We start from the raw sequence: 20,904 nt of genomic DNA, 5'->3' as shown, positions 1-20,904 counted from the left end.
CCTACTTCTCGTAACTGGCCTTCTGGCTGAGCAACCAGGAGAAGTCGGCCGTCAGCTGGCCCGATTGCTTGCCCTTGCCGCTCTTGGGGTCATAGGCCGTCCAGACCCCCGCCGACGAGTGACAGCCCATGCAGCTTTCGGTCTGGAAGGTCAGTGTGTTGATCCCCGGCGTCACAGGCTTGCCCAGGCTGTTGAGCGCCGAGTTCCAGACCGGCGGCTGGGCGGGGCCCGAGGCGGGGCAGTCCTGGTCGCCGGGCAACTCCTCGCCCTTGCAGGCGACCTGGTTGCCCTTCTGGAAGTAGGTTTCCATGGTGATGTTGGTCAGAAACACCGGCGTGGGATTCCCGCCCGGCTTGTTGCCGATCGCGTTTGGCAGGCCGCCGTTCCACGGCGCGGGCGGCGCCGTCGGGTCGGTCGGCCACTGGGTGTCGATCAGCTGGTAGTACTGCCAGACCGAGCCCTGGGCCTTCAGCGCCGCCTGGGCCTGGCGGTTCAGGGCGACCTTGTCGCCGGGGATCGGAACGCCGCGCCAGGCCTGGGTCGGGATGCGCGGATAGACGCCCTTGACCTTCTGCGGCAGCTGGTTGACGGCGCACATCGGGCAGTTCGGATCGACGAACGACGGGCTCAGCTTGGGGTGAGCCACCGCGTCGACGTCCAGGTTGTCGACCTGCTCGAAGGTGGACCATATCCACTGTGGCGAGGTCTTGGTCTTGTGGCCGATGTGCATGCCCACCAGGCCGACCGTCACCTTGCGCTCCAGCGGCTTGCCATCGGGCCCCGGATCCATGACCACCGCCGGGCTGGTGTGGAAGCGGCTGAAGTCGTCCTTGCCCGGCTTGAGGATCCGCCAGGCGAACTTCAGCTCGAACGACCCGCTCCAGTCCTGGTCGGGCGTGCCGATCGGCATGGCCACCTTGCCGCCGGCCTTGGTGAAGGCCACCTGGCCATTGATGTTGTAGAGGCTGTTGTCACAGAGATAGCCGACCTCGTTGGGGTCGATCATGATCTCGTAATAGACGAACTCGCCGTTCTGATCGAGCATCGGGCCGGAGAAGGCTTGGTCGATGTCGTCGCCGAGATTGGCCGCGTTCAGCTCGCCTACCGCCGACAGCACGCCCAGGAAGCGGGTGGAGCGGGGATCGGCATTGGCGACGGCCTGGGTCGAGAATGGCGCCAGCCCCTTGCTGACCGGCTTGGCCAGGTCGCCCCGGAACAGGACCAGGGTCCGGGCCTTGGGCGTCACGCCGCAGGCGGCGGGTTGGGCGCCGTCGATCTGGAAGATCGCGCTGGAATTATGCCACAGCGTCCAGTGCGGCGGCCCGAAGCGGGTGTCGGTCAGCTTGGGCGCGGCCTGGCCCTGGCTATTGGTCGGCCAGTTCAGGGCCAGGAACATCTGCCAGGAATAGAGATCGAACTCGCGCTGCACCTCGGAGAACTTCTGGGCCTTCTCCAGCTGGGTCTTCAGGGCGATGTCGACGTCGCCCGGCATCTGCGGCGTCAGTCTGGGGGCGAAGTTTGGGAAGGCGGCTAGATAGGCCGGCTTGGCTGGCGCGGCGGCGTCGATCGCCTGGGCGGCGAACAGTCCGCCGCCGCCCGCCAAGCACACCAGGGCCGCGGTCAGCGCCCGCCAGCCGATCTTCCGTCCTGGTTTCGAGATCTTCATCGCGCCCTCCGCCCTGCCGGCCAGGAGTCGCGGCGTCGCCCGCGTCGATCATCCAAGCCCTGCCGCAAGGGTGATCACTCTATGGACGAAACGTCAATATATGATCTTTTAGGTAGAGTTCGTGCGCTTGGTCCAAGCAAAAACCCCGGGCGCGAGGCCCGGGGTTTGAAGGGTAGTGGATCGCCTCGATCGGCCGGCCGATCTGAAGGTCTGAGGGCTAGCCGGTGGCCTGCATGTCGTCGCTGGTGGCGCCCAACAGGGCCATCTGCAGGCGCGAGCGGTCGCGGCGGGCCGATTCCAGGGCGCCCTCGGCCAGGGCGGCTTCCGAGCGGATACGCTCGATCTCGGCCTGGAGCTCGGCGATCTTGTCGTCGTGGGCGCGGCGGGTCTCGTCTTCGGAGGCCTGCAGGGCCTCGAAGCGGGTGCGCAGCTGGGCGGCGCGTTCCTCGCCGCGCTTGAGCGCCTTTTCGTGGGCCACGACCGTCTTGGCCAGCTGGTCGGCGCGCTCGATCGCGGCGGCCCGGGCGGTGTCGACGCCGGCGTGGCGGCCGCGCAGGTCCTCGACCTCGTCCTCGAGGTTGCGGACCCGTTCCAGAGCGCGTTCCAGAGCGACGTTGAGGTCGCCGGCCCGGCGCTCGACGGCCTGCTGCTGCGCACTGCTTTCGTTGAGGCGGGCCGAGATCTGGCCGTTCATCTCTTCCAGTTTGTCGGCGCGGCCTGTGGCGGTCTCCAGCCGGGTCTGCAGGGCCAGGGCCTCGGCGCGGCCGGCTTCCACCTGGGCTTCCAGGCCGCGGATCGTGCGGGCGGTGTCGGCCTGGACGGTGGTCAGGGCGTTCTCGGTCGCCAGCACGCGGGCGCGCTCGGCGGCGACCTGGGCTTCCAGCTCGGTCTCGATGCGCGACAGGCGGGCGACGTCGGCGCCAGCCTGCTCCAGGCGCTTCTTCACCGTGCCCAGCTCTTCGGCCTGCAGGGCCGACTGCTGCTTGGCGGCGGCCAGGGCGGCTTCGGACTCGCCGCGGCGGGCGTCGATGTCCTGGGTCTGGATCCGCAGGGTCTCGACATCCTGGGCCAGGTGTTCGGCGCGGGCGGTGGCGTCGCGCAGCGCCGCCTCCAGGCCGCCGACCTTGAGTTCGGACTGCTGCAGGCCGTTGCGCAGGCGGTCGATCTCCAGCGCGCTGTCTTCGAGCGCGACGTCGAGGGACTGCCGGCGGGCTTCGGATTCGGTCAGGGCGGCGTCAGCCGTCGCCAGGCTAGCCGAAAGCTCGCGCTCCTCGGCCTGGGCGGCGGCCAGCTGCCGGGCGGCCTGGTCGTGGGCGGCGCGCAGGGCGATCAGTTCGGCGTGCTCGGCCCGGCGGGCCTCGAACTCCTCGGCGACCGGGCCGCGGATCTCGGAGAGCAGCGGCTCGATGGCCCGCAGGTGCTCGACAACGCGGCTGATGCTGTCCAGTCCGCCATGGATGGTCTCGTAGCGGACGCCGATGGCCTGGGTGGCCTCGACCAGACGGTCGATGCCGCCGTCGGTTTCGGGACGATCGTTCTCGGCGGCCAGCATCACGGGCTTGACGCCGCCCTTGGTGTTGCGATCGCCCTTCGACAGCAGCCTCATCTTGCCCACCCTCTAACGATCCGCGGCTCGACGCCCATCGCGCCGATTCGGCCCCTCAGCCGCGCAGAATCATTTGCCCATTCGTTAACAGGATAGCCCGCGCTCAAGATTGCTGTCGAGGTGAAGATCGCGCGTGCGGCGAGAGGCGCATCGTCACATCTCCCAAGACGCCAAGCCGCCGCAAGAAAGCCGCCGCGACGGCCCCGAGGCGGTCGCGGCGGCTTCGTGGAGGTCCGATCGAGACGCTTCGCTCGTCGGGGAGACGCGTCAGGCGGCCTCTTGCTCGGCGGGAACGGCCGGCTCCAGGCGGATCATGTAGTCGAAGGCTGACAGAGCCGCCTTCGAGCCTTCGCCCATGGCGATGATGATCTGCTTGTAGGGCGTGGTCGTCGCGTCGCCGGCGGCGAACACGCCGGGCAGCGAGGTCTCGCCGCGATGGTCGACCTCGATCTCGCCGCGCTGGGTGAGGGCCACGCTGTCCTTCAGCCACTCGGTGTTGGGCACCAGGCCGATCTGCACGAACACGCCTTCCAGGTCGACCGTGTGCACCTGGTCGTGGTTGCGGTCCTTGTAGGTCAGGCCGGTGACCTTGCTTCCGTCGCCAAGCACCTCGGTGGTCAGGGCCGAGGTGACGATGCGCACGTTCGGCAGGCTGGCCAGCTTGCGCTGCAGCACCGCGTCGGCGCGCAACTGGCTGTCGAACTCGATCAGGGTCACGTGGGCGACGATGCCGGCCAGGTCGATGGCCGCCTCGACGCCGCTGTTGCCGCCGCCGATCACCGCCACGCGCTTGCCCTTGAACAGCGGGCCATCGCAATGGGGGCAATAGGCCACGCCCTTGTTCTTGTACTCGGCCTCGCCGGGCACGTTGATGTTCCGCCAGCGGGCGCCGGTGGCCAGGATCACGCTGCGCGACTTCAGGCTGGCGCCGTTCTCGAGCTTGACCTCGATCAGGCCGCCTGGGGTCTTGGCGGGGACCAGGCCGACCGCCTTCTGCAGATTCATGATGTCGACGTCATAGTCCTTGACGTGCTGCTCCAGCGCCGAGGCCAGCTTGGGGCCTTCGGTGTGCGACACCGAGATGAAGTTCTCGATGGCCATGGTGTCCAGCACCTGGCCGCCGAAGCGCTCGGCGGCCACGCCGGTGCGGATGCCCTTGCGGGCGGCGTAGATCGCCGCCGCGGCCCCAGCCGGCCCGCCGCCGACCACCAGGACGTCGAAGGCGTCCTTGGTCTTGAGCTTCTCGGCTTCGCGAGCCACCGCGCCGGTGTCCAGCTTGGCCAGGATCTGCTCCAGGCTCATGCGGCCCTGGCCGAACGGCTGGCCGTTCAGCAGGATGGTCGGCACGGCCATGACCTGGCGCTCCTCGACCTCGGCCTGGAACAGGGCGCCGTCGATGGCCACGTGGGTGATGTTGGGGTTTAGGGCCGCCATGGTGTTGAGGGCCTGGACCACGTCCGGGCAGTTCTGGCAGCTCTGCGAGAAATAGGTCTCGAAGCGGAATTCGCCTTCCAGGGCGCGGACCTGGTCCAGCACCTCGGCGTCGAATTTCGGCGGGTGGCCGCCGACGTGCAGCAGGGCCAGCACCAGCGAGGTGAACTCGTGACCCAGGGGCAGGCCGGCGAAGCGGACATCGGCGCTGCCGTCGGCGCGGGTGATGGCGAAGGACGGCCTGCGGGCGTCGTCGCCGGCCAGGTTCAGGCTGACCTTGTCGGAGGTTCCGGCCACATCCTCGAGCAGCGTGCGCATGTCCTTGGAGCCCTGGCCCTCGCCCAGCGAGGCGACCAGCTCGATCGGCTGGCGCAGGTTCTGCAGATAGGCTTTCAGCTGGGTCTTCAGACCATCGTCCAACATGGCGGGCTCCGACTTTCAGGCGCGCGGGGAGGGACGCGGCGCCGGATCTTGTGGAATGTCTGGAATGAGGGGGCGAAGCCGCCGGTTCCCAGACCCATCAAGGGACTGACGGAACCAGCGGCGAGGCCAGCCGCGACCCTGGGGCCGCGGCAAGTCGTTGGCGGGCTTAGATCTTGCCGACCAGGTCGAGCGACGGGGCGAGGGTCTTTTCACCCTCTTCCCACTTGGCCGGGCAGACTTCGCCCGGGTGGGACGCGACGTACTGGGCGGCCTTGACCTTGCGCAGCAGCTCGATGGCGTTGCGGCCGATGCCTTCGGCGGTCACTTCGGTGAACTGGATCACGCCTTCCGGATCGATCAGGAAGGTGCCGCGGTCGGCCAGGCCCACGCCTTCGCGCATGACGCCGAAGTTGTTGGTGATCTGGCCCGACGGGTCGCCGACCATGGTGTACTGGATCTTGCCGATGGCCGGCGAGGTGTCGTGCCAGGCCTTGTGCGAGAAGTGGGTGTCGGTCGACACGGCGTAGATCTCGACGCCCAGGCGCTGGAACGTGGCGTAGTTGTCGGCCAGGTCTTCCAACTCCGTCGGGCAGACGAAGGTGAAGTCGGCCGGATAGAAGAACACGACGGACCACTTGCCCTTCAGGTCGGCGTCGCTGACTTCGACGAACTTGCCGCCCTTGTAGGCCTGGGCGGTGAAGGGTTTGATCTGGGTGTTGATCAAGGACATGAAGTTCTCCTGCAGGAATTGCGAAGGCCCTTCTACGCAAGGGAATCTGATAGGGCTAATCGATTGTTTCATTCTCGACGATAGGGTGTCTCTATGTCGTCGCCCTTCGACGTTCGCGGGTGCGGCAGAGATATCGTCGATTGTCTTTTGATTTCCGATAGATCGCGCCTATCTTCACGGCATGCTTCCTACCCTGCGCCAACTGCAATATCTGAAGCTTCTTTCGGAGCATGGCTCGTTCAGCCGAGCGGCCGAGGCCTGCCACGTCACCCAACCGACCTTGTCGGCCGGCATCCAGGAGCTGGAAAAGATCCTCGGCTCCCCAGTGGTCGACCGCGCCCGGTCCGGCGTGATCCTGACCGCCGCCGGCCAGGAAGCCGTGCGCCGCGCCGAGGCGATCCTGGCCCAGGCGGAGGACCTGGTGCAGGCCGCGCGCGGGGCGGGCCAGCCCCTGGCCGGCCGGTTCCGCCTGGGGGTGATCCCGACCGTCGCCCCCTACCTGTTGCCCCGCGCCCTGCCGGCCTTGCGCGACCAGTTTCCGAAGCTGAAGCTCTATCTGCGCGAGGACCTGACCCATCGGCTGATCGCCTCGCTGAAATCCGGCGGACTGGACGCGGCGCTGATCGCTCTGCCTTACGATATGACCGGCCTGGACTGGGCCCATGTCGAGGACGACGAGCTCTTGGCCGCCGCCCCGGCCAACCACCGCATGGCCGCCTTTGACCGGGTCGATCCGGAAAGCCTGCGCGGCGACGACATGATCCTGCTTGAGGACGGTCACTGCCTGCGCGACCACGCCCTGGCCGCCTGCGGGCTGGAGCCGCCGCGCGGCGCCGGCTTTGGCGACGAGGAAAGCTTCGCAGCCACCTCCCTGCCCACCTTGGTGCAGATGATCGGTTCCGGCCTGGGCGTGTCGTTCCTGCCGTCGATGGCGGTGGCGGCCGGCCTGGCCCATAATGCGCAGGTCACCATCCGGCCGCTGGATTCCGACCAGTCCAGCCGCGAAATCGTCGTCGCCTGGCGGGCCGGTTCCAGCCGGGGCGCCGAGGGGCGGCTGCTGGCTCAGACCTTGCGCGACCTGCCGCCCGCCGCGCTTTCGCCACGGCACTAGAGCCCCTATTCTCCGGGTGAGGCTTCAGGAGACGGCCATGGTTCGACCCCTATCGGCGCTGATCGGCCCGGCGCTCGCGTTGACAGTTCTGATCGTCCCGGTTTCGGCCCAAACCCCTCCGCCGCCTCAGACCGTCGAGCTGTTCCCCCAGGACCCCGGCAGCGCGGTGGTCGAGGCGTTGCAGGTGGTCGCCCGGCCGCCCGGCCCCGCCCTCTGGCTGGTCGAGAAGGGCGGCGCCAAACTCTATGTGATCGGCTCGGCCCCGCCCCTGCCTCATCAGCTGAAGTGGGACAGCCCGCGGCTGAACCGCGCCATGGACCAGGCCAGCCTGGTCCTGATCCCGCCGGAAGCGTCGGTCGGGCCCTTGCAGGTCACCAAGTTCTTCCTGACCGGCGGAGGCGGGGTGCGCTACCGCCCCTTCAGCAAGAACCTGGAGGAACGTCTCCCGGCCGACCTGAAAGCCCGGTTCGTCAGCGCCCGCGAACGGGCCGGCCGCACGGCCGTCCCTTACAAGGACTGGAAGCCCGCCGTGGCCGGCTTCATCCTGCTGTCGGACTTCCGCCAGGCGGCGGGCCTGTCCGAGGCCAAGCCGGTCAGCACGATCGAGCGCATGGCCAAGACCAAGGGCGTCAAGGTCAAGGCGATGAGCCAGTATCGCCTGGGTCCCATCCTAGCCAGCGCCGGAAAGCTGTCGGACGAGGCCAACCTGGCCTGCCTGCGCGACGCCCTGACCGAACTGGAATATGACGGCGCCCACCCCACCGACATGGGGACCGACTGGGCGAACGGCGACCTGGCCAGCGTACGGGCCCGCTATTCCAGCTCGGCCGCCCAGCGCTGCGTGATGCGCGCGCCTGGCGGTCCGGCCCTGCTGGCGCAGCAGATCGGCCAGTCGGCCGACGCCTTGAACGAGGCGCTGAACCGGCCCGGTGTGACCATCGCAGTCGTCGACCTGGCCTTCCTGCTGCCGTCCAACGGCGTGCTTGATCGCCTGAAGGCTTCGGGCGCGACCATCACCTCGCCGGCCGATTGAGGTCGCGCCGTCGCAAGCTTGAGCACGCCTTGAAATATGTAAGCTTTACAATACACCTTGGACTTGCATAACGGCAGTTTCCCCGCGAAGGTCAGAGGGCCGAAGACGCTCAAGACGGATCGGCTTGCGGGAAATCTATGTCGCCAATTCGACAGTTCATGGCATGGGCCTGCGCCCTGTCCCCAATCGGGGTCATGATCTGCGGCGGCGTCGCCACGGCTTCGACCCCGGCCCTGGCCTGGGACGGCGCCCGGCGCCTGGGCGTGCAGTGCCTGGTCGATCCTGACCGGGCGCCGGATCGCCGCCGACTCCAGGCCGCGCTCTGCGACCGGGTCCGGGCCCTGGCCGCCGACAAGGCGCCGATCCCGGTCGTTCTGCTCGCGCCGGGCGACCCCGGCCTGATCGCCGCCGACACCGCCGTCCTGCTGTTCCACGCCAACATCCAGTCCGAGGGGCCTCAATCCCTTGGAAGCCGCGGCGGATCGCTGCTGGTCTTCAGTCTCCGCGTCTTCCGCGCCACGGCCGCGCCGTCCGAGCTGTTCGGCGCGGCGCCCCGCGCCACGGCGCCGCCCGCCTTTGGCGCCGATCCCAGCTCCCAATTCGATGCGGCCGTGAACGCCGCGCTCGCTGAGACCCTGCCGTGGCGATCACGGCCGGCGCCCTGACCCGCGCGGCCTGACCGCCACCGAACGACCTCCACACCAGCCACGGAAAAGCCGATGCGCCTCCACGACGAAAGCCTGGACCAGGATCTCCACAGGGACATCGACTTCCCGGTGTTCCAGGGGGCGACCGACGCGGTGGCGCCGGCGCTGGACGTTTCGGTCGAGCCGGTCAACGCCTCGGTGGACGGCCAGGGCGGTACGATCCGCGACAAGCCGGTGTTCACCATCGAGCAGGTGATCGAGCAGCTCAATCGCGGCGGCGCCGGCTGGACGCCGGGCGACGTCGAGCACGCCGTACCCCGCGACGGCGACGCCAGTGTGCTGAACTTTGGCTTCCACACCGCCGAAAGCATGTTCGCCGAACCTTACGTCTATGAAGAAGACGGCCAACTGTTCGGCCGGCCCGAATATTTCGGCTTCGCTCCGTTCACCGAGGATCAGAAGGCGGCCGCCCGCGAGGCCATGGCCAGCTGGGACGACCTGATCGCCCCCACCCTGGTGGAAACCGCGCCCGAACAGGCCGACATCACCTTCGCGAACTACACCAACCGTCCCGGCACCCAGGCCTACGCCTACCTGCCGCACGACTATACGCCCGACAACGCCGATCTGATCGCCGGCGACGTCTGGGTCAGCGCCAACCAGCCCAGCAATTTCCAGCTGGACGAGGGGCTCTACGGCATCCACACCCTGACCCACGAAAGCGGCCACGCCCTGGGACTGGAGCATCCGGGCGACTACAACGCCGCCCCCGGCGTCAGCATCACCTATGCGGCCGACGCCGAGTATTACCAGGACAGCCGAGCCTACAGCATCATGTCCTATTTCGCGGCCGCCGAGACGGGGGCGCGGCACTTCGACTTCAACCTCTCGACCACGGTCTACGCCTCGACCCCGCTGGTGCACGACATCGCCGCCATCCAGGCGATCTACGGCGCCGACATGACCACCCGCACGGGCGACACGACCTACGGCTTCAACAGCAACGCCGGGCGTGATTCCTACGACTTCACCAAGACCCCGGCGCCGGTCATGGCCATCTGGGACGCCGGCGGGATCGACACCCTGGACGCCTCGGGCTACGCCACTGATCAGGTCATCGATTTGACCCCCGGCTCGCTCAGCAGCATCGGCGGGGTGACCTACGACACCGCGCCATCGTTCGAGCAGGTCAACGCCGACCGAGCGGCGGCGGGCTACGCTCCCGTGTCACTGGCGACCTACACGTCCAACATGGCCCTGTTGGCTTCCAACCCGGTGGTCGGCCGGCTGACCGACAATGTCGGCATCGCCTATGGAGCCACGATCGAGAACGGCGTCGGCGGCAGCGGCTCGGACCGGCTGATCGGCAACGCCGCCGCCAACACCCTGACCGGCAACGCCGGCAATGACACGCTGGAAGGCCGCGACGGCGCCGACGTCCTGATCGGCGGATTGGGCAATGACGTGCTGGACGGCGGGACGGGCGTCGACCGGATGACCGGTGGAGCCGGCGACGACCGCTATGTCGTCGACACCTGGCGCGACACGGTGACCGAACTGGCCGGCGGCGGAACCGACACCGTCTGGAGCTCGATCAGCTACAGCCTCTCGACCAACCTGGAAAACCTGCGGCTGACCGGCGACGCCGCCCTGGGCACGGGCAACGGTGCGGCCAACGTGATCGAGGGCAACGACGCCTTCAACCTGCTGAGCGGCGAAGGCGGCGCCGACAGCCTGTTCGGGGCCGGCGGCAAGGACATCCTGCTGGGCGGGTCAGGCGCCGACCGGCTGAACGGCGGGGCCGACTTCGACATCCTGGTCGGCGGCGGCGGCGCCGACATCTTCGTCTTCGACAGCGCCTCGTTCGGGACCGGGGGGCGGTCGATCGACTTCGTCAGCGACTACGGCCGCGGCGATCTGTTCGACTTCAGCGCCCTGGATGGCGACAGCGCACTGGACGGCGACCAGGCCTTCTCGCTGGTCTCGCATCTCAGCGCCAGCGGCTTGGGCCAGATCATGGTCAGCACCTACGCCAGCATCTTCTCGGCGGTCGGCGCTCTGGGCGGCGTAGATCTGGGCGCGTTCGGCTTGAGCGGGCTGTTCAGCCAGGCCTCGGTCATTTGGGGCGACCTAGACGGCGACGCCAATTCCGACTTCGCGGTGCTGGTGTCGGGAAGCAGCCTGTCGACCAGCGGTTGGCTGCTCTGAAGCGAACACGCGTCGGCCGGCCTTGCCGGGCCGGCCGACCGTGAATACCTCGGCGTGATAGTCGTCGGAGACCTTCGCCATGCGCCTGCTCGGCATCGACCACGTGGTGATCCGCGCCCGCGACCCCGCCACGATGGAGCGGTTCTATGTCGACGTCCTGGGCTGCGCGGTCGAGCGGCGCCAGGACGCCATCGGCTTGGTCCAGCTGCGGGCCGGCGCCCAGCTGATCGACCTGGTCGACGTCGCCGGCCGCCTGGGCCGGATGGGCGGCGCGGCGCCGGGCGCGGACGGCCACAACATGGACCACCTCTGCCTGCGCGTGATCGACTTCGACGTCGACACGGTCCGAGCCCATCTAGAAGCCCACGGCGTGGCGATCGGCGACGTCGGCGAACGCTACGGCTCGACCGGCGAAGCGGTGTCGCTCTACCTGTCGGACCCGGAAGGCAATGGGCTGGAGCTGCGGGGCTAGACCCTTGGTTGCTTCTTTCGACTAAGCTATCCCGGACTTCGGGGAGCCTATGCGCGCATCAATCCTTTCTCTCGTCGGCGGCCTGATCGCCTGTTGCCTGGCCACGCAAGCCGTGGCCCAGACGAACGATGGCGCTCAGGCTGAGGTCTTCATCAAGGTCGCCAACGCCGGCGACTGCACGGGCTATCCGGCCATGGCGGACCTGGCGCTGTCCGACCGCCTGGACAGATTTCACGGCGCGCGCCTGGCGGTGGCGACCGCGATTTGCGCCGCTCGAGACGGACGATTCGATCTAACAGACCGCCTGATCGTGCAGGCGTCTCTGGCCCCGTTGTCGGGAACCGAAGTGCAGATGCGCTTCGCGTTCTATTACCTGATCGAACGACTAACGGACATTCCAGGCGCCGGAGCATCCGCCGCCCGCGCCGCCAAGGCCATGACCGGTCTTGACCCTTTTCCAGATCGGACGCTCGGATCCGCCGAGATCGGCGTCATGGCGACGTTCGCGGCGGGTCACGAGATCGAGGGCCTGGACCGCCTGACGCAAATCGATCGGCGGGAGGCCCTCTCGATCCAAACGGACCGTCGCTTCGCCCCCGCCTGGCTGGGACCGCTCCAATTGACCGGCGCCATCGACCGGCCGCTCAAATCGCCAGCGCCACCTTTGGGCGAAAGCTGGACACGGGAGCTGGCCAACTTGAGCCGTGAAAGCGACGAGGCGGCAGTGCTCTCCGCCGCGCGCCGGTTCATGCGAGCCGATGTCGAAGACACCCAGCCTTTCGGACTGGCGTTCGGCAAAACCGGGACTGGCGGTGATGGTCAGCGAGCCTGGCTCGTGCGGCGGCTCCTTGAGGACGGCCGTATCGACGAGGCGCGCGAGATTCTCGATGCCGAAGCGGTCGGCGAGGCCGGCAAGTCGGGCGACATGCTTTTCGTCCCAGGCCTGACTGGGGTGATCGAAGGCCTGATCCGCTCGGATCGCCCGGACGAGGCCAACCGACTGCTGGACTGGTGGAACGTGGCGCAGAGGCGGGACAAGACCGAATATGTCGGCTATTCCCGAGATGATGACGTAACCCTCTGGCCGCTGCGGGCGCTGCAAGCCTGCCTGAAAGGCGACCATGCGGCTCGGCTTGACCCCATCGACTGGCGCGTCAGCTTAACCTGCAATGACCCCGAAGACCGAACGGCGGCCCTGCTGATCCAGGCGTTGGGCGGTCCTGGGCGCCGCAACGAAATGCTTCAAGCCATCAACCTGCCGCCGATACATCCGCCCCTCGGCAAGGCTGACGAAGACTACCGCCGACGCTGGAACGCCCTGCTCGCCCGATCCGACGTTTCGGCGGCGATCGAGCGCTACGGACGCCGCCTGCCGCCCGAAACAGCCTGGCGGCTGTCGCGGGCCTATCCGGCGTTTTGACTCCCCGCCCCCTTTCGTGCATAAGCGCGCGCTTCCGGCGCTTCATCAGCAGCGCCTCCACCGTCACGACCCCGGCCTGCTAGCGCAGGATCCATCCGGACGAGGACGGCGAGGACCCCCATCGACGTGATCGTCCATGGGGGCTGATCGCGTTTGGTCTTTTGGTTTGGTGTGGGTTCCGCATGTTCGACGGCCTTACAGAGCGACTTTCAGGGGTCTTCGACCGCCTCGGTGGTCGCGGCGTGCTGTCCGAGAAGGACGTCGACGAGGCGCTGCGCGAGGTCCGCGTCGCCCTGCTGGAAGCCGACGTCGCCCTGCCAGTGGTCAAGGACTTCATCAGCAAGGCCAAGGAAGCCGCCTCGGGCGAGGCGGTCATCCGTTCGGTCAAGCCGGCCGACCAGGTGGTCAAGATCGTCTATGACGGCCTGGTCGACATGCTGGGCGGCGAGGTCCCCACCGGCCTGAACCTGGCCCTGAACCCGCCGTCGGTGATCCTGATGGCCGGCCTGCAGGGCTCGGGCAAGACCACCACCACCGGCAAGCTGGCCCTGCGGCTGAACAAGATCGAGCGCAAGAAGGTGCTGGTCGCCTCGCTCGACACCCGCCGCCCAGCCGCCATGGAACAGCTGGCCATGCTGGCCAAGCAGGTCGAGGTCGAGAGCCTGCCGATCGTCGCCGGCCAGAGCGCCGCCGATATCGCCAAGCGCGCCATGCTGGCCGCCAAGCTGGGCGGCTATGACGTCCTGATCCTCGACACCGCCGGCCGCACGACCCTGGACGAGGCGATGATGAGCGAGGCGGCGGAAATCGCCCGCATCGCCACGCCGTCCGAAACCATTCTGGTCGCCGACAGCCTGACCGGCCAGGACGCCGTGCGCACGGCGAAAGCCTTCCACGAGCGCCTGCCGCTGACCGGCCTGATCCTGACCCGCGCCGACGGCGACGGTCGGGGCGGTGCGGCGCTGTCGATGCGCCACGTCACCGGCCTGCCGATCAAGTTCCTCGGGGCCGGCGAGAAGATCGACGCCCTGGACGTGTTCGACGCCCGCCGGGTGGCCGGCCGGATCCTCGGGCAAGGCGACGTGGTCGCCCTGGTCGAGAAGGCCGCCCAGGACCTGGACGTGGCCGAAGCCGAGCGCATGGCCAAGAAGCTGGCCAAGGGCCAGTTCGACCTGAACGATCTGTCGGCCCAGCTGTCGCAGATGCAGAAGATGGGCGGCATGCAGGGCATCATGGGCCTGCTGCCGGGCGTTCAGAAGGTCAAGAAGCAGATCGCCGAGAGCGGCATCGACGACAGCATCTTCCGCCGCCAGCAGGCGATCATCAGCTCGATGACCAAGCTGGAGCGCAAGAAGCCCGACGTCCTGGCGGCCTCGCGCAAGCGCCGCATCGCGGCCGGCGCCGGGGTCGACGTGGCCGAGGTCAACCGCCTGCTCAAGCAGCACCGCCAGATGGCCGACATGTTCAAGGCCATGAGCAAGGACGGTGGCAAGGGCATGGCCCGCATGGCCCAGATGATGGGCGGCGGCGACATGAGCCGACTGAAATCCATGGGCGGGGGCAAGCTGGCCCAGCCCGATCCCAATGCAGCGGGAGGCCAAGGCCTTCCGGGGCTGCCCGGCATGCCGGGTCTCGGGGGCGGCGGCGACAAGCCCAACCCTCTCTCCGGCCTGGGCCTGCCCGGCTTCAACCCGTTCAAGAAATAGAACTTTAGACCAAGGACTAAGACTATGCTGAAGATCCGTCTCGCCCGTGGCGGCGCCAAGAAGCGCCCCTACTACTCGATCGTCGTCGCCGACAGCCATTCGCCCCGCGACGGCCGCTTCATCGAGAAGGTCGGCACCTACAACCCGCTGCTCAAGAAGGACGACGCCGCGCGCGTGACCCTGAAGGTCGAGTCCATCCAGGAGTGGCTCAAGAAGGGCGCCCAGCCGACCGACCGCGTCGCTCGCTTCCTGGCCGCTCAAGGCCTGACCACCTGGGCCCACGGCAACAACCCGCAGAAGGGCGCTCCGGGCAAGAAGGCGCAAGAGCGCCTGGCCGAACGCGCCCAGCGCGACGAAGAGCGCGCCGCCGCCGAAGCCCAGGCCAAGGAAGACGCCAAGGCCGCTGCTGAAGCCGCCGCCGCGGCGGCCGCCGAAGCCGCCGCTGCTCCGGCTCCGGAACCGGAAGTCGTCGCCGAAGAGGCTCCGGCCGCCGAAGCCGCCGCTGAAGAAGCTCCGGCTTCGGAAGAAACCACCGAAGGCTAAGGCCTTCGGAAGCGCCGCCGCCGGACATCCGTTCGGCGGCGGCGTTTTCTTTTGCGCGCTCCGCAAGTCACGCCCATGACCCAGTCTCCCTCGCAGACCCTGATCCTGGTCGGCCGCGTCGCCGGCGCGTTCGGCGTGCGTGGCGAGGTGCGGATCGCGGCCTATACCGAAGACCCGCTGACCCTGACCAAGTTCAAGGTGCTGATGCGGCAGGACGGCTCGCCCGCCCTGACCCTGAGCAGCGCCCGGGTGGCCAAGGACGGCGTCGTCGCCCGCTGCGCCGGGATCGACACCAAGGAAGCGGCCGACGCCTTGCGTGGCCTGCGCCTCCACGTCCCGCGCTCGGCCCTGCCCGAGCCCGAGGAAGACGAATTCTACCTAGCCGACCTGATCGGCCTGACCGTGCGCCACGCGGTCACCAACGACCTGATCGGCAGGATCAAGAGCGTCCAGAACTTCGGCGCGGACGACCTGCTGGAGATCACCCCGGCCCTGGGCGGCCAGACCTGGTACCTGCCGTTCACCCGCGCGGCCGTGCCCGAGGTCAAGATCGCCGAGGGCCTGGTCCTGGCCGATCCGCCGGCGATGGTCGGGGAGCCCGAAGGTCCGCTGGAAGACGGGGACGAGGTCTAGGGCAAAATGGCGGACGAGTTGGCCCAAGGGGGAAAGTGGCGCGTGACCGGCTCGCGCTATGTCCACAAGGACCGTTGGATCGCGGTGCGCGCGGACGATTGCGTCACCGAGGACGGCGTCTCCGTCGCTCCCTACTACGTCCTGGAGTACCCTGACTGGGTCGAGATCGTCGCTCTGGACGCCGACGACAACCTGCTGCTGGTGCGGCAGTATCGGCATGGCATCGCCGATTTTTCCATCGAGCTGCCCGCCGGCGGCATGGACCCGTCGGACGCCGATCCGTGCACGGCGGCGGCCCGCGAGCTGCTGGAGGAAACCGGCTGCGCGGGTGACATGGTGTGGGTGGGCGACGCCCGGCCCAACGCCTCCACCCACGCCAATCGGGCCCATATCGTCCTGGCGCGCAACGTCGTGCGGGTCGCCGCGCCCAAGAACGATCCCACCGAACGCATCGAACCGTTCTGGGTGCCTGCCGCTGAAGCCCTGCGGATGGCCCTGGCCGGAGAACTGGACGTCGGCATGCACGTCGGCTCGCTGCTGCGCGGCCTGGCCCACGCTGGCGTGGTGACGATGACGGCCGGCGGGTCCGCAGCCTGAGAGGGCTGGCCGCGCGGCGCTACTTGCGCACCCGCATCAAGCACTCCTGGGCCACGGAGGCCACCAGCTTGCAGTCGCGGCTGAACATCTGGCCCCGCACCAGGCCGCGACCCTGCGAGGCTGACGGGCTGTCTTGCGCGAACAGGATCCAGTCGTTGAAGTCGAAGGGATGGTGGAACCACATGGCGTGGTCCAGGCTGGCGGCCTGGAGGCCGGGCGTCGTCCAGATCAGGCCGTGCGGGCGCAGGGCGCTTTCCATGAAGGCCATGTCCGAGGCGTAGGCCAGGGCGCACTGCTGAAGGCGGATGTCATCGCCGATGGGGGCGCGGGCTCGCATCCACACCTGCTTGGTCGACGGCTTGGGCGTCGGCCGGGTCGGATGTTGCGGATCGACCCAGCGCAGGTCCACCGGCCGGGGGTGTTCGGCCATCTTCACGAAGCGGGGAGGCGCCTCCTCGCCCAGCGAGCGCAGGTACTCGGCGTCTGTGGGCAGGCTTTCCGGGTCGGGCGCGTCGGGCATGCCCATCTGGTGCTCCAGGCCGTCTTCCGGGGTCTGGAACGAGCAGGCCAGGTTGAAGATCTGCTCGCCGTGCTGGATGGCCGCCACCCGGCGCGTGGTGAAGGTGCCGCCGTCGCGGGCTCGCTCGACCTCGTAGAGCACCGGGGCGTCCACGTCGCCGGGCCGGATGAAATAGGCGTGCAGCGAGTGGCAGATCCGGTCGGGCACGGTCTTGTAGGCCGCGGTCAAGGCCTGGGCGATGACCAGGCCGCCAAAGATGCGGGGAAAGCCGTCATTGCGGCTGACGCCGCGGAACAGGTTCACCTCGATGGCTTCGAGGGTCAGGATCTCGGCGAGGTTCTCGGGCGTGCGCATGGCGGTTGGTTAGGCGCGCCGGGCGGGCGGGGCAAGACGTGACCTTGCGTCAGGGCGGCGCCTTTCCCATCGTTGCGTCATGGCCACGTCGTTTCCGCCCATCGTCCACCACCCCGCCTTCCGCGCCGAGATGCCGGCCGGCCACCGCTTTCCGATGGACAAGTTCGCGCGGCTGGCCGCCGTGCTGGAAGCCGAAGGCGTCGCCGGACCGGCGGGGTTCGTCCGACCCGACCCGATCGATCTGGACAGCCTGCTGATGGTCCATGACGAGGCCTATGTGCGCGGGGTGATCGATCTGACCCTGCCGGCCGACGTGGCGCGACGGGTCGGGCTGCCGAACACCGAGTCCGTGGCCAGGCGCGCCCAGGCGGCCGTGGGGGGCACCCTGGCGGCGGCGCGCCTGGCCCTGGCCCACGGGATCGCCTGCAACACCGCCGGCGGCAGCCATCACGCCCAGGCCGACACCGGAGCGGGCTTCTGTGTGTTCAATGACGTCGCGGTGGCGGCCCGCCGGCTGCTGGCGGAAGGAAAGGTCGGTCAGGTTCTGGTCGTCGACCTGGACGTCCATCAAGGCGACGGCACGGCCCGGATCTTCGAAGGCGATCCCAGCGTCTTCACCTTCTCGATGCACGCCGAGAAGAACTTCCCGGCCCGCAAGGCGGTCAGCGATCTGGACATCGACCTGCCGGACGGCACGAGCGACGAGGCCTATTTGCAGAAGTTGATGGAGGTCGTGCCGGACCTGCTGGCGCACGTGGCGCCGGACCTGGTGTTCTTCAACGCCGGGGTCGATCCGCACGCGGACGACAAGCTGGGGCGTCTAGGCCTGAGCGACGAGGGGCTCGCGCGGCGCGAGGCGTTCGTCCTGGGCTCGTGTCTGGAAAGGAGGATCCCCGTGGCGGGGGTGATCGGCGGCGGATACGACGCCGACATCGATCGATTGGCGCATCGTCACGCCCTTCTCCACCGGGCGGCCCGCGCGGCGCTGAGCGCCTGAGGGTCGCAATCCCGGTGGAGCTACGCGGCGATCACTCAGAAGCTCGTGACGAGCGAACCGGCGATCACGACGAGGGGCAGCATGGCCAGAACGATGCTGGCGAAACCCGAGAAGGCGTTGTTCGAGAAGGTCATTGTCTTGGTTCCCTGTTGGTCCGGCGCGCCGTCCGCGTCCGGTGATCAGGGGTATAGGCCCGCGGGATGGTGAACGCCCGTTACCTTTGCTTCATGAAGCGTTTTTAAGAAACGTTGACGGCGATAATCGGCATTACAGAGGTTTAATGCTGTCTAATGAAACCGTTACAGTGGAAACTTTTACCTTCGGGACCGGCGTTCTCCGTTCGGATCAGTCTTCCGCGGAGGTCAGCAGGAAATGGCCGCGCAAGGCCGCGATCGGGGCGGCGCGCTGCTCCTGCCAGGCCTCGACATGGACATTGGCGATCCGGCGGCCGACCTTGTTGATCCTGGCGCGGGCGAAGGTGGTCAGCGGACGGCCCGAGCGCAGGTACTCGATCGAGATGTCGATGGTGCGCGGCTGGCGTTTCAGCGGCTCGGCCACCGAAAGCTGGGCCAGGGCGGTCATCTCCATGAACGCGCCCAGCACTCCGCCGTGAATAGCCGGCAGCATCGGATTACCGATGATGCGGTCGGAGAACGGCAGGATGGCGGTCATCTCGTCGCCGGCCAGCTCAGCGCGCATGCCGATGAACCGGGCGTAGGGGATCGAGCCCAAGACGGCGCTCAGTCGGCTGTCGGCGTCGCTCATGCCGCGCCCTCCGTCTTGGATCGTGGCGGCTTGAGGTTGGCCCCCGGCTTCTTGCCGGCGCTGGAATCCAGCATGAAGGCGGCCTGGGCGGCGGCTACCGGGTCGTCGGGATCGTCCTCGTAGGCGACGGCCCGCACGAAGGCCACGGAGCGCGTCAGCTTGTAGCAATGGGCGCGCGCCAGGACGTCGCGGCCCGGCTGCGCTGGCCGCATGTAGTCGATGCGCAGGTCGAGGGTGGCGATCGAGGTCCATTCGGTCATCGCCGCGTGCACGGCCTGGCCGCTGGCGTGGTCGAGCAAGGTGGTGACGACCCCGCCAGCGATTACCCCGGTCTCCGGGTCGCCGACGATTTCGGGCCGGTAGGGGACCTTGAGGATGGCTACGGCCTCGCCGATCTCCAGGGTCTGGAATCCCAGGGCCCGGGCCTGGGGGCTGCCCTCGTTCATGGTGTTGGCGATCAGCCGATGCTGTTCGCCCGCGCTCAGATCTTTGTTCATTCAAGGCTCCTGCGGATAGGTTTATAGCCGCGCGCGTTCCCATATCCAGCCAATGAAGCCGCAGGACCTGATCTGCCCGAAGCCCGACGGGCTCTACTGCCCGCCCGGAGACTTCTATATCGACCCCGTCCGCCCGGTGGACCGGGCGGTGATCACCCATGGCCACGCCGACCACGCCCGGGCCGGACACGGCGTGGTCGCCGCCACCCCCGAGACCCTGGCGATCATGGCCGAGCGCTACGGCGACGACTTCGCCGGCCGCCGCCAGCCAGTGGCCTACGGCGAGGCCTTCACCCACAACGGCGTCGAGGTCGGGCTGGTCCCGGCCGGCCACGTGCTGGGCTCCGCCCAGGCGGTGATCCGCTGGAAGGGCATGACCATCGTCGTCTCCGGCGACTACAAGCGTCGCCGCGACCCCACCTGCCCGGCCTTCGAGCCCGTGCCCTGCGACGTGTTCGTGACCGAGGCGACCTTCGGCCTGCCGGTCTTCCGCCACCCCGATGACAGGGGCGAGGTGGCCGCTCTCCTGAAGTCCGTCGAGCAGTTTCCCGAGCGCGCGCACATCGTCGGAGCCTACGCCCTGGGCAAGGCCCAGCGGGTGATCCGCCTGCTGCGCGAGGCCGGCTGGGACCGAACCATCCACGTGCACGGCGCGATGGACCGGCTGAACCGGCTCTATGGCCGCCACGGCGTCGATCTCGGCCTGCTGGCGCCCGCCACCACCGGCACGAAGAAGGACTTCGAGGGCGCGATCATCGTCGCTCCGCCCTCGGCCCTGGCCGACCGCTGGTCGCGGCGGTTTCCCGATCCCGTCGACTGCTTCGCCAGCGGTTGGATGAGGGTGCGGGCCAGGGCCCGCCAGCGGGGCGTGGAGCTGCCGCTGATCATTTCCGACCACGCCGACTGGGACGAGCTGACCGCCACCCTCGACGAGCTGCGCCCGGGCGAGGTGTGGATCACCCACGGCCGCGAAGAGGCCCTGGAACGCTGGTGCGAGCTGCAGGGCATCCCGGCGCGGGCCTTGCGGCTGGTGGGTTACGACGAGGAGGAGGGGGAGTAGGGGGCCCCCTCACATCACCTTGAACGTCGCTCGGGCCCGGGCCACCGGCTTGTCGTCGGCCCGCACCGTGGCCTCGGCGTAGCACAGGCTCTTGCCCGGCTTGATGAAGTCGGTGTCGAAGGCCAGCCACTGGCCGATCTCGGCGGCGGCCAGGTAGTCGAGCCCCAGCGAGACGGTGACCAGACCCCTGCTGGGGATCTCCAGCCGGGCCAGCATCACCCCGCACGACAAGCCCATGGCGTTGTCGGCCAGGGCGGCGATCAGGCCGCCGTGCGGGCCGCCACGGGAGTTGGTGTGCGGCTCGCGCAATTCCACGGCCAGGACCCAGCGATCGTCGCGGATGTCGGCGAAGATCGGCTCCCACGGCGTGGTCAGCGGGCTCTTGCGTGGATGGGGTACGAACGGCTCGGGCGGGCTCATGGCGCCTCCGGGTCCGGGCTCCGGACGCGGCCAATCAAACAGATGTTCGAGCCGCTCGCAAGCCC

20 protein-coding genes are annotated in these 20,904 nt (G+C 68.5%); 12 read left to right on the top strand and 8 right to left on the bottom strand.

All coding sequences use genetic code 11. The annotated features are described in order from the left end of the window. Position 1: 1 nt before the first annotated feature. The 4 genes from G3M57_RS24140 to ahpC all read right to left on the bottom strand — a co-directional run bounded on the left by G3M57_RS24140 (position 2) and on the right by ahpC (position 5,856). Positions 2–1,666 (bottom strand): hypothetical protein, encoded by a 1,665-nt coding sequence (locus G3M57_RS24140; protein ID WP_163233341.1) that lies wholly within the window; start codon positions 1,664–1,666, stop codon positions 2–4. A gap of 217 nt (positions 1,667–1,883) precedes the next feature. Then, positions 1,884–3,272 carry an intermediate filament-like cell shape determinant CreS gene (locus G3M57_RS24135; RefSeq protein ID WP_163233340.1) on the bottom strand — a complete coding sequence of 463 codons (1,389 nt, stop codon included), beginning with the start codon at positions 3,270–3,272 and terminating at the stop codon, positions 1,884–1,886. Positions 3,273–3,539: 267 nt separating this feature from the next. Then, positions 3,540–5,126 (bottom strand): alkyl hydroperoxide reductase subunit F, encoded by a 1,587-nt coding sequence (gene ahpF, locus G3M57_RS24130; RefSeq protein ID WP_163233339.1) that lies wholly within the window; start codon positions 5,124–5,126, stop codon positions 3,540–3,542. Between the two features lie 166 nt (positions 5,127–5,292). Then, the gene (gene ahpC / locus G3M57_RS24125) at positions 5,293–5,856 is read right to left on the bottom strand and encodes an alkyl hydroperoxide reductase subunit C (RefSeq protein WP_163233338.1); all 564 of its coding nucleotides are present in this window, start codon (positions 5,854–5,856) and stop codon (positions 5,293–5,295) included. A gap of 181 nt (positions 5,857–6,037) precedes the next feature. Here ahpC and G3M57_RS24120 point away from each other — a divergent pair, with 181 nt between their 5' ends. From G3M57_RS24120 to G3M57_RS24075, 10 genes are all read left to right on the top strand, one after another. After that, positions 6,038–6,967, top strand: coding sequence for a hydrogen peroxide-inducible genes activator (locus tag G3M57_RS24120; protein ID WP_163233337.1), 930 nt, complete (start codon positions 6,038–6,040; stop codon positions 6,965–6,967). Between the two features lie 37 nt (positions 6,968–7,004). Further along, complete coding sequence (locus tag G3M57_RS24115; protein ID WP_163233336.1) at positions 7,005–8,000, top strand: TraB/GumN family protein; 996 nt, start codon at positions 7,005–7,007, stop codon at positions 7,998–8,000. A gap of 158 nt (positions 8,001–8,158) precedes the next feature. Next, entirely contained in the window at positions 8,159–8,665 is a 507-nt protein-coding gene (locus G3M57_RS24110) for a hypothetical protein (protein ID WP_163233335.1), read from the top strand. 54 nt (positions 8,666–8,719) lie between these two features. Further along, the gene (locus G3M57_RS24105; RefSeq protein WP_163233334.1) at positions 8,720–10,855 is read left to right on the top strand and encodes a M10 family metallopeptidase C-terminal domain-containing protein; all 2,136 of its coding nucleotides are present in this window, start codon (positions 8,720–8,722) and stop codon (positions 10,853–10,855) included. A gap of 79 nt (positions 10,856–10,934) precedes the next feature. Beyond that, entirely contained in the window at positions 10,935–11,327 is a 393-nt protein-coding gene (locus tag G3M57_RS24100) for a VOC family protein (protein ID WP_163233333.1), read from the top strand. A gap of 49 nt (positions 11,328–11,376) precedes the next feature. Beyond that, positions 11,377–12,747 (top strand): hypothetical protein, encoded by a 1,371-nt coding sequence (locus tag G3M57_RS24095; RefSeq protein ID WP_163233332.1) that lies wholly within the window; start codon positions 11,377–11,379, stop codon positions 12,745–12,747. A 182-nt stretch (positions 12,748–12,929) separates the two neighbouring features. Then, positions 12,930–14,453: a signal recognition particle protein gene (gene ffh, locus G3M57_RS24090; protein WP_056757532.1), complete on the top strand. Its 1,524-nt coding sequence runs from the start codon at positions 12,930–12,932 to the stop codon at positions 14,451–14,453. 24 nt (positions 14,454–14,477) lie between these two features. Continuing rightward, a complete protein-coding gene (rpsP, locus tag G3M57_RS24085) occupies positions 14,478–14,996 on the top strand; it encodes a 30S ribosomal protein S16 (protein ID WP_056757530.1) in 519 nt (172 codons plus the stop codon). A 75-nt stretch (positions 14,997–15,071) separates the two neighbouring features. Then, positions 15,072–15,629 carry a ribosome maturation factor RimM gene (gene rimM / locus G3M57_RS24080; protein WP_056757527.1) on the top strand — a complete coding sequence of 186 codons (558 nt, stop codon included), beginning with the start codon at positions 15,072–15,074 and terminating at the stop codon, positions 15,627–15,629. Between the two features lie 42 nt (positions 15,630–15,671). Next, positions 15,672–16,226, top strand: a complete 555-nt coding sequence (locus G3M57_RS24075) for an NUDIX hydrolase (RefSeq protein WP_230983756.1) — start codon at positions 15,672–15,674, stop codon at positions 16,224–16,226. Positions 16,227–16,245: 19 nt separating this feature from the next. Here the strand turns inward: G3M57_RS24075 and G3M57_RS24070 are convergent, their stop codons facing one another. Further along, a complete protein-coding gene (locus G3M57_RS24070; protein WP_163233331.1) occupies positions 16,246–17,100 on the bottom strand; it encodes an acyl-CoA thioesterase in 855 nt (284 codons plus the stop codon). Between the two features lie 79 nt (positions 17,101–17,179). Here G3M57_RS24070 and G3M57_RS24065 point away from each other — a divergent pair, with 79 nt between their 5' ends. Beyond that, the gene (locus tag G3M57_RS24065) at positions 17,180–18,097 is read left to right on the top strand and encodes a histone deacetylase family protein (RefSeq protein WP_163233330.1); all 918 of its coding nucleotides are present in this window, start codon (positions 17,180–17,182) and stop codon (positions 18,095–18,097) included. A 345-nt stretch (positions 18,098–18,442) separates the two neighbouring features. Here the strand turns inward: G3M57_RS24065 and G3M57_RS24060 are convergent, their stop codons facing one another. Beyond that, positions 18,443–18,862 (bottom strand): PaaI family thioesterase, encoded by a 420-nt coding sequence (locus G3M57_RS24060; RefSeq protein WP_056757514.1) that lies wholly within the window; start codon positions 18,860–18,862, stop codon positions 18,443–18,445. Beyond that, complete coding sequence (locus G3M57_RS24055; RefSeq protein ID WP_156402248.1) at positions 18,859–19,347, bottom strand: PaaI family thioesterase; 489 nt, start codon at positions 19,345–19,347, stop codon at positions 18,859–18,861. Before G3M57_RS24055 ends, G3M57_RS24060 begins: the two co-directional genes overlap by 4 nt. A gap of 64 nt (positions 19,348–19,411) precedes the next feature. On the opposite strand from G3M57_RS24055, the gene G3M57_RS24050 reads away from it, so the two are divergent. After that, entirely contained in the window at positions 19,412–20,419 is a 1,008-nt protein-coding gene (locus tag G3M57_RS24050; RefSeq protein ID WP_163233329.1) for a ligase-associated DNA damage response exonuclease, read from the top strand. A 9-nt stretch (positions 20,420–20,428) separates the two neighbouring features. Here the strand turns inward: G3M57_RS24050 and G3M57_RS24045 are convergent, their stop codons facing one another. After that, positions 20,429–20,839: a PaaI family thioesterase gene (locus tag G3M57_RS24045; RefSeq protein ID WP_056757507.1), complete on the bottom strand. Its 411-nt coding sequence runs from the start codon at positions 20,837–20,839 to the stop codon at positions 20,429–20,431. Between the last annotated feature and the right edge of the window lie 65 nt (positions 20,840–20,904).

Source organism: Caulobacter rhizosphaerae (assembly GCF_010977555.1).
GTDB lineage: Bacteria > Pseudomonadota > Alphaproteobacteria > Caulobacterales > Caulobacteraceae > Caulobacter > Caulobacter rhizosphaerae.
This window is presented reverse-complemented; position numbering and strand designations above follow the sequence as displayed.